Source organism: Pseudomonas sp. Irchel s3a12 (assembly GCF_900187485.1).
In the GTDB taxonomy this organism is placed as follows: Bacteria; Pseudomonadota; Gammaproteobacteria; order Pseudomonadales; family Pseudomonadaceae; genus Aquipseudomonas; species Aquipseudomonas neuropathica.
Genome location: NZ_FYDN01000016.1, coordinates 127,348 through 142,829, shown reverse-complemented (window position 1 = coordinate 142,829; position 15,482 = coordinate 127,348). Strand labels below are relative to the sequence as shown.

The 15,482-nt window shown below is 58.0% G+C and carries 15 protein-coding genes; 6 read left to right on the top strand and 9 right to left on the bottom strand.

The features are described 5' to 3' along the window. The first annotated feature begins 7 nt into the window (after nucleotides 1-7). Nucleotides 8-832 (top strand): iron uptake system protein EfeO, encoded by an 825-nt coding sequence (gene efeO, locus CKW14_RS24745; protein ID WP_095126287.1) that lies wholly within the window; start codon nucleotides 8-10, stop codon nucleotides 830-832. A gap of 131 nt (nucleotides 833-963) precedes the next feature. Here the strand turns inward: efeO and pssA are convergent, their stop codons facing one another. After that, the gene (pssA, locus tag CKW14_RS24740) at nucleotides 964-2,307 is read right to left on the bottom strand and encodes a CDP-diacylglycerol--serine O-phosphatidyltransferase (protein WP_095048886.1); all 1,344 of its coding nucleotides are present in this window, start codon (nucleotides 2,305-2,307) and stop codon (nucleotides 964-966) included. Nucleotides 2,308-2,511: 204 nt separating this feature from the next. Here pssA and CKW14_RS24735 point away from each other — a divergent pair, with 204 nt between their 5' ends. Together CKW14_RS24735 and CKW14_RS24730 are read left to right on the top strand one after the other, a co-directional pair. Next, nucleotides 2,512-3,075 carry a TetR/AcrR family transcriptional regulator gene (locus tag CKW14_RS24735; RefSeq protein WP_095126286.1) on the top strand — a complete coding sequence of 188 codons (564 nt, stop codon included), beginning with the start codon at nucleotides 2,512-2,514 and terminating at the stop codon, nucleotides 3,073-3,075. Nucleotides 3,076-3,129: 54 nt separating this feature from the next. Continuing rightward, nucleotides 3,130-3,609 carry a nuclear transport factor 2 family protein gene (locus tag CKW14_RS24730; protein WP_095048885.1) on the top strand — a complete coding sequence of 160 codons (480 nt, stop codon included), beginning with the start codon at nucleotides 3,130-3,132 and terminating at the stop codon, nucleotides 3,607-3,609. Between the two features lie 110 nt (nucleotides 3,610-3,719). Here the strand turns inward: CKW14_RS24730 and sfnG are convergent, their stop codons facing one another. Then, nucleotides 3,720-4,802, bottom strand: a complete 1,083-nt coding sequence (gene sfnG / locus CKW14_RS24725) for a dimethylsulfone monooxygenase SfnG (protein WP_093432753.1) — start codon at nucleotides 4,800-4,802, stop codon at nucleotides 3,720-3,722. Between the two features lie 359 nt (nucleotides 4,803-5,161). On the opposite strand from sfnG, the gene CKW14_RS24720 reads away from it, so the two are divergent. Beyond that, nucleotides 5,162-5,941, top strand: a complete 780-nt coding sequence (locus tag CKW14_RS24720; RefSeq protein WP_095048884.1) for a TSUP family transporter — start codon at nucleotides 5,162-5,164, stop codon at nucleotides 5,939-5,941. On the opposite strand, the gene nudC is transcribed toward CKW14_RS24720, so the two are convergent. The 4 genes from nudC to CKW14_RS24700 all read right to left on the bottom strand — a co-directional run bounded on the left by nudC (nucleotide 5,909) and on the right by CKW14_RS24700 (nucleotide 10,259). Next, on the bottom strand, nucleotides 5,909-6,739 hold the full coding sequence (gene nudC / locus CKW14_RS24715; RefSeq protein ID WP_095048883.1) for an NAD(+) diphosphatase: 831 nt from the start codon (nucleotides 6,737-6,739) through the stop codon (nucleotides 5,909-5,911). The two genes, CKW14_RS24720 and nudC, sit on opposite strands and share 33 nt — an antisense overlap. Before the next feature lie 6 nt (nucleotides 6,740-6,745). Further along, on the bottom strand, nucleotides 6,746-7,558 hold the full coding sequence (locus CKW14_RS24710) for a crotonase/enoyl-CoA hydratase family protein (RefSeq protein WP_095048882.1): 813 nt from the start codon (nucleotides 7,556-7,558) through the stop codon (nucleotides 6,746-6,748). A 195-nt stretch (nucleotides 7,559-7,753) separates the two neighbouring features. Beyond that, entirely contained in the window at nucleotides 7,754-8,677 is a 924-nt protein-coding gene (locus CKW14_RS24705; RefSeq protein WP_095048881.1) for a magnesium transporter CorA family protein, read from the bottom strand. 7 nt (nucleotides 8,678-8,684) lie between these two features. Further along, on the bottom strand, nucleotides 8,685-10,259 hold the full coding sequence (locus CKW14_RS24700; protein WP_095048880.1) for a RimK family protein: 1,575 nt from the start codon (nucleotides 10,257-10,259) through the stop codon (nucleotides 8,685-8,687). Nucleotides 10,260-10,351: 92 nt separating this feature from the next. Between CKW14_RS24700 and CKW14_RS24695 the strand changes: the two genes are divergently transcribed. Then, entirely contained in the window at nucleotides 10,352-11,452 is a 1,101-nt protein-coding gene (locus CKW14_RS24695) for a GNAT family N-acetyltransferase/peptidase C39 family protein (RefSeq protein WP_095048879.1), read from the top strand. Between the two features lie 106 nt (nucleotides 11,453-11,558). Here the strand turns inward: CKW14_RS24695 and CKW14_RS24690 are convergent, their stop codons facing one another. Continuing rightward, nucleotides 11,559-12,713, bottom strand: coding sequence for a PQQ-dependent sugar dehydrogenase (locus CKW14_RS24690; RefSeq protein ID WP_095126285.1), 1,155 nt, complete (start codon nucleotides 12,711-12,713; stop codon nucleotides 11,559-11,561). Between the two features lie 51 nt (nucleotides 12,714-12,764). Next, nucleotides 12,765-13,085, bottom strand: a complete 321-nt coding sequence (locus CKW14_RS24685) for a hypothetical protein (protein WP_095048877.1) — start codon at nucleotides 13,083-13,085, stop codon at nucleotides 12,765-12,767. 189 nt (nucleotides 13,086-13,274) lie between these two features. On the opposite strand from CKW14_RS24685, the gene CKW14_RS24680 reads away from it, so the two are divergent. After that, a complete protein-coding gene (locus tag CKW14_RS24680; RefSeq protein WP_095048876.1) occupies nucleotides 13,275-14,141 on the top strand; it encodes a Ku protein in 867 nt (288 codons plus the stop codon). A 117-nt stretch (nucleotides 14,142-14,258) separates the two neighbouring features. Here CKW14_RS24680 and lpxO read toward each other — a convergent pair whose 3' ends face one another. Next, on the bottom strand, nucleotides 14,259-15,158 hold the full coding sequence (gene lpxO, locus CKW14_RS24675) for a lipid A hydroxylase LpxO (protein ID WP_095049089.1): 900 nt from the start codon (nucleotides 15,156-15,158) through the stop codon (nucleotides 14,259-14,261). Nucleotides 15,159-15,482 lie beyond the last annotated feature (324 nt).

The following is a 15,482-nucleotide window of genomic DNA, read 5'->3' as shown; positions in this document are numbered from 1 at the left end:
GCCCCCGATGAAAAAGACGCCACTCGCGTTATTGCTGACCCTTGGTTTGCTCAACACCCCGCTGTCGGCATTCGCCGCCACTGCACCGCTGGATCTGGTGGGGCCGGTTTCGGACTACAAGATTTACGTTACCGAGCAATTGGATGAGCTGGGCAGCCACACCCAACAATTCACCGATGCCGTGAAGAAAGGCGATTTGGCCACCGCGCAAAAGCTCTACGCACCGACCCGCGTTTACTACGAGTCGATCGAGCCGATTGCCGAGCTGTTCAGTGACCTCGATGCGTCCATCGACTCCCGCGTCGACGACCACGAGAAAGGCGTGAAGGCTGACGACTTCACCGGCTTCCACCGCATCGAATACTCGCTGTTCTCGGAAAAAAGCACCCAGGGCCTTAACGAGTTGGCGGACAAGCTCAACAGCGACGTAAAAGATCTGCAAACCCGCGTCGCCGGCCTGACTTTCCCGCCGGAAAAAGTCGTCGGCGGTGCCGCCGCGCTGCTGGAAGAAGTCGCCGCGACCAAGATCTCCGGCGAAGAGGATCGCTACAGCCACACCGACCTGTATGACTTCCAGGGCAACATCGACGGCGCGAAGAAAATCGTTGATCTGTTCCGTCCGCAGATCGAGCAGCAGGACAAGGCTTTTGCTGCGAAGGTGGACAAGAACTTTGCCACGGTCGACAAGATTCTGGCCAAGTACAAGACTAAGGATGGTGGTTTCGAGACGTATGACAAGGTGAAGGACAACGACCGTAAAGCGTTGGTTGGGCCTGTGAATACGCTGGCGGAAGACCTGTCCACGTTGCGTGGCAAGTTGGGTCTGAATTGATTTTTTGTAGCGTCTAAGCGGGCCCCATCGCTGGCAAGCCAGCTCCCACAGTGTTCTCGGTCATTCACAAATATTGTGTACACCATAGAACCTGTGGGAGCTGGCTTGCCAGCGATGGCATTTTCAGCAGCCTACAAAATCCGGTAAAGCAACCGCTCAATCCGCACCCGACTCACGCGCTTGAGAAACTTGGCCACCCCGGCCGGGTATTCCGGCAGCGTCTCCAGGCTCTGAAAGCTGTCAATCCGCGTGGTATGGCGGAAAATCTCTTCAAGCTCTTTCGCCCGCGGCTCCAGCCATTCCCCTTTCGGGTCATCGATCAACAAGGCGTTTTCCAGATCCAGGCGGAACGCCCGTGGATTGAGGTTGTTGCCGGTCAGCAACGTATAACGCTGATCAATCCACATGCCCTTGAGGTGATAGGTGTTGTCGCCGTCACGCCACAGGTGCAGGTTCAACTGCCCGCTGTCGATGTTGCGCTGATGGCGCTTGGCAAAGCGGCGCAGGCTGATTTCGTACAGATACGGCAACGCCGCGATAACCTTGAACGGCTCGCTCGGCGGGATATAAAAGTCGTTGGCCGTCTTGTCGCCGACCACGATATCGATCTTCACGCCACGGGCCAGCGCTCGGTTGATCTCACGAATCACACCCAGCGGCAGGTTGAAGTACGGCGTGCAGATGGTCAGCTGTTTTTGCGCGCTGGCGATCAGTTCGAGAATCGCCCGGTTCAACGGGTTGTTCTTGCCGACGCCGAGCAACGGGCTGACCGACAGGCCGTCTCTGGCGACGCTGCCATTGGCGGTGTCGTACGTCGCGTACTTGAGACGGCTGCGCAGATCGCCGATGTCGTTGCGCAGGCTGCGCGTGGTCGGCAGGTTCGGCAGATCGAGACGATGCACGGCTTTGGATTCGATCAGGCCGTGCTTGACCAGGTGATGCATCGAATCAGCCAGTTCGTGGCTTTGCAGCACGTGGTAACGGTCGAAGCGGTACTTGTCGAATTTGTGCAGGTAAACGTTGTTCAGGCTCGCGCCGCTGTAGACCACGCAGTCGTCGATCACGAAGCCTTTCAAATGCAGCACACCGAACAACTCGCGGGTCTGCACCGGCACGCCGTACACCGGCACTTCGCTCTGGTGCGTGCGGGTCATTTCCTGATACCACGCCGAGTTACCCGGCTGCTTGCCAGCGCCGATCAGCCCGCGCTGGGCACGCAACCAATCGACGACCACGGCGATCTCCAGCTCGGGGCGCTTGAGCTTGGCGGCGTGCAAGGCATCGAGGATTTCCTGACCGGCTTCGTCTTGCTGCAGATACAGCGCAACGATGTAGATGCGCTGGGTCGCCGTGGCGATTTTCTCCAGCAGGCAACGACGAAACTCGGCGGCGCCGGACAGAATGGTCACGGCCTCGGCGGTCAGCGGAAAGCTGCGCAATTTGGGCAGCAAGGAACGTTTGAAAAGCAACGGCATAGGGCTCGCAATGGGTCGAATCCGAAGAACCCGAGAGCTTACACCATCGCATCCTTCGGGTCTTGTTAGTGCCCGTAAAGAGATCAAAAGATCGCAGCCTTCGGCCGCTCCTACACGGGCCAATGTAGGAGCTGCCGAAGGCTGCGATCTTTTGATTTTAAAAAACCATTGCCAAAGGAGAACAATCGTTCTACTATTCGCCACATGAACGAAATCACTAGCAACGACACACGCGACATCATTCTGGATGTCACCGAAAAGTTGATCTACAAAAGTGGCATCGCTGCCACCAGCATGGATCTTCTGGTGAAAACCGCAGGCGTCTCCAGAAAAAGCATTTACCGCTACTTTGCCGACAAGGACGCACTGACCGTTGCCGCCCTGCAACGCCGTAACGTGCGCTGGATGCACTGGTACAGAAGCGCTGTCGATCAGGCCGAAACCCCGGCCGATCGCCTGCTCAACCTGTTTACCGTGCTCAAGAGCTGGTTTGCCTCCGAAGGCTTTCGCGGCTGCGCGTTCATCAACACCAGCGGCGAGACCGGCGACCCGCAGGACCCGGTGCGGCTGGTGGCGAAAGAACACAAACAGAAGCTGCTCGACTACGTGTGCGAGCTGTGTACCGAACATGGCGCCGAGGATCCGCAACTGCTGGCCAAACAGCTGCTGATCCTGATTGATGGTGCCATTACCGTAGCGCTTGTGATGGGTGATCACAGTGCCGCCGATAATGCGCAATGCATGGCGCGAAAGTTATTGGACCTGTAACGCCTTAATAAGCCGGACTTGTTGTTCAATTATTAATTAGATCGGGAGACTGATATGTCTACTGCAGCCCAGGTACGTCCGCCATTGCCGCCCTTCAACCGTGAATCAGCCATCGAGAAAGTTCGCCTGGCCGAGGATGGCTGGAACTCCCGCGACCCGGAACGGGTATCGCTGGCTTACACCCTCGACACCAAATGGCGCAACCGCGCCGAATTCGCCAACAGCCGCGAAGAAGCCAAGGCCTTCCTGACCCGTAAATGGGCGAAGGAACTGGATTACCGTTTGATCAAGGAACTCTGGGCTTACTCGGATACCCGTATCGCCGTGCGTTACGCCTATGAATGGCACGATGATTCGGGTAACTGGTTCCGTTCCTACGGCAATGAAAACTGGGAATTCGATGAGCATGGCCTGATGTTCCAGCGCTATGCATGCATCAACGACATGCCGATCAAGGAAAGCGAACGCAAGTTCCACTGGCCGCTGGGCCGTCGCCCGGATGATCACCCAAGCCTGTCTGACCTCGGTCTGTAACAATCGACCCTGTAGGAGCTGCCGAAGGCTGCGATCTTTTGATCTTGATCCTAAAAAACAAAATCAAAAGATCGCAGCCTTCGGCAGCTCCTACAGGGGATTTGTGGTGTTCAGGCGACGGCCGCGGTCTTCTCGGCCTCCAGTTCGCGCACCAGCGGCAACACCCGCCGCCCGAAATATTCGACCTCTTCCTGAAAATGCAGAAACCCCGCCAGCACCAGATCCACACCCACCGCTTTCAGCGCGACAATCCGCTCGGCAATCTGCAACGGCGTACCAATCAGATTGGTCTTGAAACCATCGTTGTACTGCACCAGATCCTCAAACGTTGATTTCGCCCAGTTGCCTTCACCTTCCGGCGATGCACGGCCTGCCTGTTTCGCCGCATCGCCAAAAGCGTTTACCGCTTCCGGATCGGCCTGATCGATGATCTGCGCAAGTACCGCCCGCGCCTCTTCTTCAGTCTCACGGGCGATGACAAAGGCATTCACGCCGATCTTCACCGAATGATTGTTCGCCGCTGCCTTGGCACGAATATCGTCGACCTGCGCCTTGATCCCCTCAACGCTGTTGCCGTTGGTGAAATACCAGTCCGAAACCCGTGCGGCCATGTCCCGCGCGGCACGGGAACTGCCGCCCTGGAAAATTTCCGGACGACCCAATGGTTTCGGTTTCAGGCTGTAATTATCGAAGCGGTAGAAATCGCCGCGAAAGGTGAAGTTGTCCTGGCTCCACACGCCTCGCAGTGAGCGAATGAACTCTTCGGAGCGACGATAACGCTCGTCGTGCTCCAGCCAATGCTCGCCGATGGCCTGGAACTCACCTTTGAACCAGCCACTGACGATGTTCACCGCGATGCGGCCGTTGGTGAGTTGGTCGATGGTCGCCAGTTGCTTGGCCGCCAGCGCCGGCTGCCACGGGCCGGGCAATATCGCGGCGATCACTTTGAGTTTGCTGGTGGCCGCGAGCAATGCGTGGCTGAACGCCACGGATTCATGCTGGAACTCCGCACCATACCCGGCGGTGAAGCGGATCTGCGTCAACGCGTATTCGAACCCGGCGGCCTCGGCGAGTTGCGCCAGTTTACGGTTGTAGTCGATGCCCCAATCGGTGCGCTGTTCGATCTTGCTGACCACCAGCCCACCGCTGACGTTCGGCACCCAGTAGGCAAATTTTACGGCTTGCTGACTCATTGGCGTGTCCTCGGGACATTTGCGGAGATGGGAGTGGTAGAGCAGCAAGCGTGCCAGGGCTGGAATGCCCGGCTTTATTGATGTTCGGCGTGAGATTGATGTTTTGTAGAGGGGGATTTGTTGGCAGGTTGTTGTGTGGGCAACAGTTGGTTTACTTGTTGGCTCGACTGTCCTCATCGCTGGCAAGCCAGCTCCCACAAGGATCAGGGTGAACAATGATCTTGGGTACAACGCAAAAACCTGTGGGAGCTGGCTTGCCAGCGATGGCGTCAGATGGGTCGCCGCAACACTTGGAAATGAGTAACATGACCGCCCTCCCCGCAGCTCACGTTCTGCGCCCTGCCGAATAAGCCGATTCCATGCCTTTCGAACTCAGCGTTGACCTCACCACCCTCGCCATTCTGGCCTTTGTCGCTTTCATTGCCGGTTTCATCGATGCCATCGCCGGCGGTGGCGGCCTGCTGACCACGCCCGCCCTGCTGACCGCTGGCCTGCCGCCGCATCTGGTGCTCGGCACGAACAAACTCAGCTCGACGTTCGGTTCGGCCACCGCCAGTTTCACCTTCTACAAACGCAAATTGTTCCACCCGCGTCAGTGGACCCACGCCATCGTCGGCACACTGGTCGGCGCCCTGGCCGGCGCCATCGTCGCGCATTACCTGCCCGCGGAGTGGCTGAACAAGATGCTCCCGGTGATTGTGTTTGCCTGCGGCCTGTACCTGTTGTTCGGCGGCACACCGAAAGCGCCGCTGGACAGCGACGCGCCGATCAAAAAGAAATGGCAATCGAGCCAAGGCTTCAGCCTCGGTTTCTATGACGGCGTGGCCGGCCCTGGCACTGGCGCCTTCTGGACAGTCAGCAGCCTGCTGCTCTACCCGATCGATCTGGTCAAAGCCAGCGGCGTGGCGCGCAGCATGAACTTCGTCAGCAACATTGCGGCGCTGTCGGTGTTCGTGTTTTCCGGGCAGGTGGACTGGGTCATCGGCCTGAGCATGGGCCTGTCGGTGATGGTCGGCGCGTTCTTTGGCGCGCGCACCGCGATCAGCGGCGGCGCCAAGTTCATTCGCCCGGTGTTCATCACCGTGGTGCTGGGTTTGACCGTGCGCCTAGCCTGGCAGCACTGGTTCAGCGTGGCCTAAGCGTCGCGCCACGTAGACGTCGATCAGGTAACGGGCAATCGACTTTGACGCCGGCAACGGCGGCAGGTCGTGCACGTTGAACCACTGAGCGTCTTCGATCTCGTCTTCCTGACAGACAATCTCGCCACCGGCGTACTCGGCATGGAAGCCGAGCATCATCGAATGCGGGAACGGCCAGCACTGGCTGCCCATGTACTGAATGTTCTGCACCTCGATCTGCACTTCTTCGCGCACTTCCCGAATCAGGCAATCCTCAGCCGACTCGCCAGGTTCAGCGAATCCGGCCAGCGTGCTATAGACCCCGGTGACGAAACGCGGTGAGCGCGCCAACAGAATCTCGTCGCCACGGGTGATCAGCACGATCATGCTCGGCGAAATCCGCGGATAACTGCGCAGATCGCACGGCTGGCAATACATCGCCCGCTCGCGCGGGACCTGGGTCATTGCCTGCCCGCAATTGCCGCAGAAACGATGCTCGCGCGCCCACGTACCGATCTGTGCGGCGTAACCGAGGACTTTGTAGATCGTGTGCTCGCCATCGAGCATGAACGCCCGCAGGCCTTTCCAGTTACAACCCGGCACTTCGCTGGCGTTGTGCAGTTCCAGCAAGTACACCGGCTCACCGTCGAGATGGCCAATGCCGTGTTCGGTGAGGATCGACAAGTCCTGACGCTTGAGCCATTCACGTGGGAACAGCGCGCCGTTGTCGTCGAACAAAAAGCCTTCCGGGCTGCGCGCCACGGCCCAGCCGCCGGGTTGATCGGTGTCCAGTACTGCAGTGGTCCAGCGAGATGTCATGGTTTCTCAGTCCAGAAATTCGGGTTTCTGTTTGCTCATATGGGCGGCCATGGCCACGCGCAAGTCGGTGGATTGCAACATGGCGGCGTTCCAGGTGGCAACGTATTCGAGACCGTCGTCGATACGATGGTCGCGCATGTAGCTGATCATTTCCTTGGTACCGGTAACCGCGATCGGCGATTTCGAAGCGATCTCGCGAGCGATGTCCAGCACGCCTTCGAGCAGCGCGTCTTTGTCGCTGTAGACGCGATTGACCAGGCCAATGCTGCGCGCCTCGTCAGCGCCGAACGTGCGACCGGTGTAAGCCAGTTCACGCAGCATGCCGTCACCGATGATCCGTGGCAACCGTTGCAAAGTGCCAACATCGGCGGCCATGCCGATATCGATTTCCTTGATCGAGAATTGCGCGTCTTCAGCGGCGTAGCGCATGTCGCAGGCCGCGATCAGGTCAATCGCACCACCGAGGCAATACCCCTGAATAGCCGCCAGTACTGGTTTGCGGCAGTTGTCGACGGCGTTGAACGAGGCTTGCAGGGTGAGGATCTTGCGGCGCAGCAGGCGCGCGTTGCGGCCGACGTCCTTGCCCAGTTCATTGGCGACGCCGGCGAGCATCATCAGATCAATGCCGGAGGAAAAGTGTTTACCGTTTCCACTGAGGACCACCACGCGCACTTCGTCGGTGTCGTCGATCCACTGGAAGATCTCGACGATCTCGCTCCAGAACGCCGCGTTCATCGCGTTGATCTTTTCCGGGCGATTGATCTGCACATGCGCGATGTTATCGGCCAGTTCGACGCTGAAAGCGGAGTATTGAGTCATGGCAGTGATCCTTTACCGGGCAGAAAATGAGGCCCGAACTATAACAAGGCATCACAGTGGCGGTTCGGCCAAATGCGGGACTGCAGAGCGCGTTCTCTGTAGGAGCTGCCGAAGGCTGCGATCCCGGCCCTTAAAAACAAAATCAAAAGATCGCAGCCTTCGGCAGCTCCTACATAGGTTGTTTGCACACGCCGATTATTTGGCCAAACGCCGTAGCCCAAACAACATCCCGCCCGCGCCCAGCAACATCACCGCCAGAAATGCCGGATAGGAAATCCACCACGGCGTCCCTGCCGTCATCATGCTGAATTCCGACATGCCGCCAATACTCGCAATCAGGTTCAACGGCAGAAACACCACGTTGATCAACGTCAGCTTGCGCAGCAGGTTGTTCATGCTGTTGTTCATCAGGTTGCCACGCGCATCGATCAGCCCGGAAAACACCGTCGAGTAGATTTCCGCCTGCTTGTAGCACTGGTTGTTCTCGATGATCAGGTCGTCGATCAGGCCAAGCGCTTCACTGCCGAAATGCTGCTTCTCGGCATGGTTGCGCAGGCGCGTGAGGACCGCGCCGTTGCTGTGCAACGCGTTGATGTAATAGATCAGGCTTTCGCTGAGGTTGAACATCTGCACCAGATGCTGGTTTTGCATCGAGGCGTTGAATTTCTGCTGCAGTTCGCGGGCGACCAGTTTGATCACCTTCAAGTGCCCGAGGTAGTGATGGATGTTGTTGAACAGCAAGTCGAGCAATACATCCAGCGGCGTGTTCAACGGTTGGCGGGTGCCGAGGCCGTGCAGCGGCGTGTCGTCGGTGGCGATCACCAGCAGTTGCCCGGGCGCAAACAGCAATCCGCAGGACGACACTTCAAACGCCAGGCTGCCACCACCCGAATAGTTTTCCGGGCGTTTCCAGATCAGGAACAAATGGTCGGGATGGAACTCGATGCGCGACACCTCGTCCGGGTCCAGCGCTGACGCCAGTGCATGCTCATCGACCTTGAAATGACTGTGCAGCAAGTCGCGTTCGGCAGCATCGGGATTGCTGAACAGCATCACCTCGGCATCCAGTCGCTCGACCCGCTGCAGGGCGCCGTGGCTCAGTGCAAAGCTGTTGATCATCGGCGCCTCACCACGCCTGACCGCGACGCTTCAGCTCCAGGCGGCGCACGAACTCCTCCAGCACCAGTGCGTACAGATCGTCGTGCAAATAGGCGTCTTCGATGCCGGCGTCGAGGTTGGGGTTGTCGTTGACTTCGATCACCACCACCTTGTCGCCGGCCTGTTTTAGATCGACGCCGTAGAGGCCGTCGCCGATGAGGTTAGCGGTCTTCACCGCGAGTTCCACCACCGCCCGCGGCGCCTCGTGGATCGCCATGGTCCGGCATTCGCCGTTGACGTCCTGACCCTTGGCTTTGTGATTGTAGATTTGCCAGTGGCCCTTGGACATAAAGTACTGGCAGGCGAAGATCGGTTTGCGATTGAGCACGCCAATGCGCCAGTCGTATTCGGTGTAGAAAAACTCCTGCGCCAGCAGCAACACCGAGTGTTCGAACAGTTCGGCGGTCGCCTCAAGCAAAGCCTGCTGGCTTTCGACCTTGATCACGCCACGGGAAAAACAGCCGTCGGGGATTTTCAATACCAGCGGAAAGCCGAGGCGCTCGCCCACACGCTCGAAGTCTTCGGGTCGCTCCTTGTAGAGGATTTCGGTGGCGGGCATGCCCAGTTGATGGCTGTTGAGCAAGTCAGTCAGGTAGACCTTGTTGGTGCAGCGCAGAATCGACGTCGGATCATCCATCACCACCAATCCTTCACTTTCGGCCTTCTTGGCGAAGCGATAAGTGTGGTTGTCAACGCTGGTGGTCTCGCGGATCAGCAAGCCGTCGTACTCGGCCAGACGCGCGTAATCCTTGCGCTCAATCAACTCGACGTCGATGCCCATGCCTTTGCCGACCCGGACGAAATTCGCCAGTGCCTTGGCGTTGGATGGCGGCAACGCCTCCTGCGGATCGTGCAATATCGCCAGGTCGTAGCGTGCCACTTGCGGCGAGCGCGGCACCCGCCAGACTTTACGGCTGAACCCGTCCAGCGCGTTGGCGAACTGATCTTCCTGATCATCGCGCAACTTGTGCAGAGCACCGGATTTTATGCCTTCAATGTGCCAGCCGTTAGTTCGGCGGAACTCAACTAAGAGAATCGGGCAGGGAAACACTTCAAACAATTGCCGCGCCAGATCCTGCAAGGGTTCGATATGTGTCCGGCCGAAATACAGGGTCAGGGTAAACCCTTCGGTATCACTGTAGAGATGATGACTGAGGGCTTTCTCGAGCGTTTTATCGAGATCATCCAGCGCCAGGCCATACAGTGATTTTTTCGTCAGTTCGCTGATGGTGCGCACAGAGGGAATCACCTTGTGCCCCCGCGCTTCGGCCAGCAGCGAGCAGTAGTAGCCATGACCGAGATACTTGTAGCTGCGGCACAGATTGATCACCTGCACACGCTTGCCCGGCTCGCTGTCACAGCTGTGCTCGAGGTATTCCTGCGCCGTTAGGATGTCTTCACTGGGGAAGTATGAAGCCCAATCTTCCTTGCGCTCGACAATAATCAACACTTGGCTGGATGCCTTAATCGCCGAACTTAAATAAGTTGCCGCCGGCAAACTTTGCTCGGATACTTCGCGCCAATGACCCTGTACCGCTGACATAGAGATTGATCCGTTGGAGAACAAGACCTTTTCTATTAAGCACGAAGTTTTTTGAAAGTCTCGTTTCGTTACGCAACTTTTACGGTGGTCATATGAAGGCTGTTTTTCGTTTGGCGGTAGTTGAAGACTTGCCGGCACTGCTGGCACTGGAAATGCAATGTTTCACCACAGACCGGCTCACCAGTCGCAGCTTTCAGTGGATGATCACCCGTGCTCACGGGCAGTTGCTGGTGGCGGAGTGCGACGGTCAATTATTGGGTTATGCGTTGGTGTTGTTTCATCGCGGCACTTCGCTCGCCCGGCTGTATTCCATTGCACTGGCCGTTGAAGCGCGAGGGACCGGTCTGAGCAAGCAACTGCTGCAACGCATCGAAGCGATGGCGCTGGAGCACGATTGTGCGTACTTGCGCCTGGAGGTGCGCATCGACAACCCTGCGGCCATCGCCCTGTATGAACGCAATGGCTACCGGCGCTTTGCGCTGATCCATGATTACTACGAAGACCACGCCGACGCGCTGCGCTTGGAGAAACGCATTCTCCAGCACCGCGACTCGCGCAGCATCAAGGTGCCTTACTACCCGCAAACCACCGATTTCACCTGTGGCCCGGCGTGCCTGTTGATGGCCATGGGTGCACTGCAATCGGAACGTTTATTGGAGCGGCGCGAAGAGTTGCAGATCTGGCGGGAAGCGACCACGGTGTTCATGACCTCCGGCCACGGCGGGTGCAGCCCTCAGGGGTTGGCATTGGCGGCGTGGCGTCGAGGCTACAAGGTAGGTTTGCAACTAAGCCTTGCCGGGCCATTGTTTCTCGACGGTGTGCGGGATGCGCATAAAAAAGACGTCATGCGCCTGGTACACGAAGAGTTCACGGCGCAATTGCAGGAGACCGATGTCGAGTGTGTGATCGGTGCGTCGCTGGATCTGCCGCGTTTGCTGGATGCCGGAGGGCAGCCACTGGTGTTGATCAGCAGCTATCGACTGACGCGCTCCAAATCTCCGCACTGGGTGGTCGTGACCGATTGCGACGAAGATTTCGTTTACCTGCATGATCCGGATGTCGATCATAGCCAGCATCGACAACCCATGGATTGCCAGCATGTGCCGGTGAGTCATGGCGAGTTCGAGAAAATGTGCCGGTTTGGCCGGGGTAAATTGCGTGCGGCGGTGGTGTTGTATTCTCGCGAAACGTAAGCCTCCACATGTAGGAGCTGCCGAAGGCTGCGATCTTTTGATTTTGTTGTGAAGATCAAGATCAAAAAAATCGCAGCCTGCGGCAGCTCCTACAGGGGCCTACCCGTCAAGGTGTCGGCTTCAGGCCAACTTTGTACAGCGAACCCTTCTCTTCATCGGTCAGCACATACAAATAACCATCCGGCCCTTGCCGCACATCACGAATCCGCTGCTTGAGTTCGCCGAGCAAACGCTCCTCATGCACGACCTTGTCGCCATCGAACTGCAGGCGGATCAGTTCCTGAGTCACCAGTGCGCCGATAAACGCATTGTGTTGCCACGGTTTAAAACGATCGGCATCGTAAAACGTCATGCCGGTAACGCCCGGCGATTTCTCCCACACATGATGCGGCGCGACGGTGCCTTCGGCCGTTTTACCCTGGGCTTCCGGAATCGGCTGCATCGAGTAATTGATGCCGTGGGTCGCCAGTGGCCAGCCATAGTTCTTGCCGCGTTCGATGATGTTCACTTCGTCGCCACCGCGCGGGCCGTGCTCATTCTCCCATACCGTGCCAGTCCATGGATTGAGCGCCGCGCCCTGCGGATTGCGCACGCCGTAGGCCCAGATTTCCGGGCGAACGCCGGACTGGCCGACAAAGGGGTTGTCGTCCGGCACCTTGCCGTCGGGGTAGATGCGCACGACCTTGCCTTGCAGCTTGTCGAGATCCTGCGCAGTCGGCCGGTCGTTGTTCTCGCCCAAGGTAATGAACAGATAACCGTCGCGATCAAACACCAGCCGCGAGCCAAAGTGATTGCCGACCGAAAGCTTCGGCTCCTGGCGAAAGATCACTTTGAAGTCCTTCAACGTCTTCAGGTCATCCGCAAGCCGCCCGCGCCCTACGGCGGTGCCAGCCTTGTCGCCGGCTCCGCCGCCTTCGGCATAGGACAGATAGACCAGACGATCCTGTTTGAAGTCCGGCGACAGCGCGACATCCAGCAACCCGCCCTGCCCCTTGGCCCAGACCTGCGGTACACCGGAGATTGGTGCTGACAGCGTGCCGTCTGCCGCCACCACGCGCAGATTGCCCGGACGCTCAGTGACCAGCATGCCTTGGCGATCCGGCAGAAACGCCAGCGCCCATGGATGCTCAAGGCCTGCGGTGATGGTCGTGACTTCGAGGGTGCCCTGTTCGCTTTGCAGCTCTTTGGGCGCGGCTGCAAAGGCCGGAGCACTGATCAGCGCACCGGCACACAGTGTGGCTAGAAGGGTTTTACGCAACATGCACGATTCCTTTTTTCGTTTGAAGGGCCGACAGAACTTCAGTCCTGGCGCTCAACGATTGCTGTCTCCGCCGCGCGAAGGTGGGTTGGGAATGAACGTGGGGGGAGTGCTCGGCACCGAACGGATCGGCTGGCCGTTGCCAATGCCCCGGTTCTCGACCGTAGGCTTGCGCGGCGTTGGTACGGTGTTCGGCCCCCGAATGGGGGGAGCGCTGGGCTGAGTGCCCTGCATGCTGTTCGGATTGGCCCGGCGGATCGGGCTGTTGTAGGGGTTATTGCTGTTACCAGTGGGGCTTTGCGCCAACAGCACGTCGGCATGAACCAGCCCACCACTGAGGGCAAGGACGACGATGCCAAGCAGAATTCGGTTCATGACGCTGCCTCTCGATGGGCGTGGGATAGAGCCTTCGAGTCCACGCTACGCCGAGGGTTCGGATTTGTTAACCCGTCAGGCTCAAACAACATGTAACACGGCTTGACCAAGTGGCTGGTAACCCGCGCATCCCGGGGAAACTTTCAGTCGTGGCCGCAGGTCATCCGATCATCACTCGGAGAACTCACCATGGCTCGGGCAATCTGGAAAGGCGCAATCAGTTTTGGACTGGTGCACATCCCTGTCGCACTGGTCTCGGCGACCTCGTCGCAGGGCGTGGATTTCGATTGGCTCGACAGCCGCAGCATGGATCCCGTTGGTTATAAACGGGTAAACAAGGTCACCGGCAAAGAAGTTACCAAGGAACACATTGTCAAAGGCGTGGCCTACGAAAAAGGCCGATATGTGGTGCTCAGCGAAGAAGAGATCCGCTCGGCACACCCTGTTTCAACGCAGACCATCGACATATTCTCGTTTGTCGACGCCGATCAGATTCCCCTGCAAAACATCGACACGCCCTACTATCTGGCGCCGGACAAACGCGGTGGCAAGGTCTACGCGTTACTGCGTGAAACCCTGAGCAAAACCAACAAGGTCGCCCTCGCCCGCGTTGTCTTGCATACGCGCCAATACCTCGCAGCGTTAATGCCGCTGGAATCGGCGCTGGTGTTGGTGAAGTTGCGCTGGCCGCAGGAGGTACGTGGTCTCGATGAGCTGGAACTAGGCAGCGAAGTGACCAAGCCGCAGTTAGCCAAGGGTGAGCTGGACATGGCCAAACGGCTGGTGCAGGACATGAGCGCAGACTGGAAGCCCGAGGATTACAAGGATGAGTTCGAAGACAAGATCATGGCGCTAGTCGAGAAAAAGGCCCATGAAGGCAAGATCGAGGATGTTGAGACGGTGGGCGGCGAGGAAGAGCGTAAAACCGCTGATGTGATCGACTTGACCGAGCTGCTCAAACGCAGTCTGGGCGGGAAAGCGGTGGCGAAGCCGAAAGCGAAAGCAGAGAAAACGGCGAAATCTGCGCCGGCGAAGAAGACCAAGAAGGCTTCCTGATAGTGATTGGTTGCCCTTGAGACCGTCATCGCGAGCAGGCTCACTCCTACAGGGGAACGCATTTCAAATGTAGGAGTGAGCCTGCTCGCGATGGCGTCAGCAGCGTTTACCTTGAATTCAGATCATAATGAAGATCGCCAGCAAACCACCGAAGATCGCCCACTTTTCCATGTAGTAGCGCTTGCGATTGCGCTTTTTCAGCTCTTTGCCACGCAGACGAATCTTGTAGATCCGGGTAAACAAGCGGTTGATCCCGCCAGTACGGTCGCCAGCATCGTTCGGTGCGCCCGCCGCCGACATCACCGTGCGGCTGAACCAGGCGTTGAAGGCGGCGGCCCAGCGGTACTTCAGCGGCCGTTCAATATCGCAGAACAGGATGATACGGTTCTTGTCGGTGGTGTTTTCGGCGTAATGAATAAACGTCTCGTCGAACATCACCGCTTCGCCATCGCGCCAATGGTAATTTTCACCGTCGACGTTGATGTAGCAGCCGGCATCGTTCGGCGTGTCCAGGCCCAGGTGATAGCGATAGGAACCGGCATACGGGTCACGGTGACGCACCAGTTTCGAACCCGGGGGCAACTCGGCAAACATCGCGGCCTTGATCGAACCAATGCTCTGCACCAGTTCGGTGGTGCGCGGGCACAGCTTCATGGCCGACGGATGGCTCTCGCCGTACCACTTCAGGTAAAACCGCTTCCAGCCGCTTTTGAAGAACGAGTTGAAACCGACATCGTCGTACTGGTTGGAGCGCTTGATCTCGCCGGCACGCAGCAGGTTCTGCCCCTCTTCACGGATTTCTTCCCAGTGCGCCTGCAACGGGCTCAAGTCAGGAAACTCGCTAGGGTCCAGGTACGGCTTGTTCGGTTTTTTCGAAAACAGATAAAGGAAGCAGTTGATCGGCGCGAGAAACGTCGAATGGTCGCTCAGTTGTCGACCGAGTTTGTGTCGCACACGCCCACGCAGGTGAACGTACGCAATGGAAATGACATAAATAGCAGCAATGATGAGTTTCACGGAAATCGTCACACGTCAAAAGTGAACAAACTGCGCGCCTGGCGGCCTGAGGCCCAGCGTCTTATGCAGTGGTCTGAATACACATGGCACGTCCTTGGCCCGCGCCGTAACCGGACGCTCGGTGAAAGGTGGCATTTTAGCCACAGTTTGTAACTGAGGGTGAGCCTTCATCTGTGAAAATCTGTCCTGCGATTGCGCCAAATGCTGTCCCGGCGTCCTTGGCAGCCCTTTCACAACAGCAGTCCCGCCGCTTTTTCAGACGCCTCCCCTTTGCATCATCCTCTAGAGGGCTACGGAAGATCAGCGGTAAAAGGCTTCAGATGC

Excerpts from the sequence above, each read along its gene's own strand:
- efeO (WP_095126287.1), top strand. The coding sequence starts at position 8 with ATGAAAAAGACGCCACTCGCGTTATTGCTGACCCTTGGTTTGCTCAAC.
- pssA (WP_095048886.1), bottom strand. The coding sequence starts at position 2,307 with ATGCCGTTGCTTTTCAAACGTTCCTTGCTGCCCAAATTGCGCAGCTTT.
- CKW14_RS24735 (WP_095126286.1), top strand. The coding sequence starts at position 2,512 with ATGAACGAAATCACTAGCAACGACACACGCGACATCATTCTGGATGTC.
- CKW14_RS24730 (WP_095048885.1), top strand. The coding sequence starts at position 3,130 with ATGTCTACTGCAGCCCAGGTACGTCCGCCATTGCCGCCCTTCAACCGT.
- sfnG (WP_093432753.1), bottom strand. The coding sequence starts at position 4,802 with ATGAGTCAGCAAGCCGTAAAATTTGCCTACTGGGTGCCGAACGTCAGC.
- CKW14_RS24720 (WP_095048884.1), top strand. The coding sequence starts at position 5,162 with ATGCCTTTCGAACTCAGCGTTGACCTCACCACCCTCGCCATTCTGGCC.
- nudC (WP_095048883.1), bottom strand. The coding sequence starts at position 6,739 with ATGACATCTCGCTGGACCACTGCAGTACTGGACACCGATCAACCCGGC.
- CKW14_RS24710 (WP_095048882.1), bottom strand. The coding sequence starts at position 7,558 with ATGACTCAATACTCCGCTTTCAGCGTCGAACTGGCCGATAACATCGCG.
- CKW14_RS24705 (WP_095048881.1), bottom strand. The coding sequence starts at position 8,677 with ATGATCAACAGCTTTGCACTGAGCCACGGCGCCCTGCAGCGGGTCGAG.
- CKW14_RS24700 (WP_095048880.1), bottom strand. The coding sequence starts at position 10,259 with ATGTCAGCGGTACAGGGTCATTGGCGCGAAGTATCCGAGCAAAGTTTG.
- CKW14_RS24695 (WP_095048879.1), top strand. The coding sequence starts at position 10,352 with ATGAAGGCTGTTTTTCGTTTGGCGGTAGTTGAAGACTTGCCGGCACTG.
- CKW14_RS24690 (WP_095126285.1), bottom strand. The coding sequence starts at position 12,713 with ATGTTGCGTAAAACCCTTCTAGCCACACTGTGTGCCGGTGCGCTGATC.
- CKW14_RS24685 (WP_095048877.1), bottom strand. The coding sequence starts at position 13,085 with ATGAACCGAATTCTGCTTGGCATCGTCGTCCTTGCCCTCAGTGGTGGG.
- CKW14_RS24680 (WP_095048876.1), top strand. The coding sequence starts at position 13,275 with ATGGCTCGGGCAATCTGGAAAGGCGCAATCAGTTTTGGACTGGTGCAC.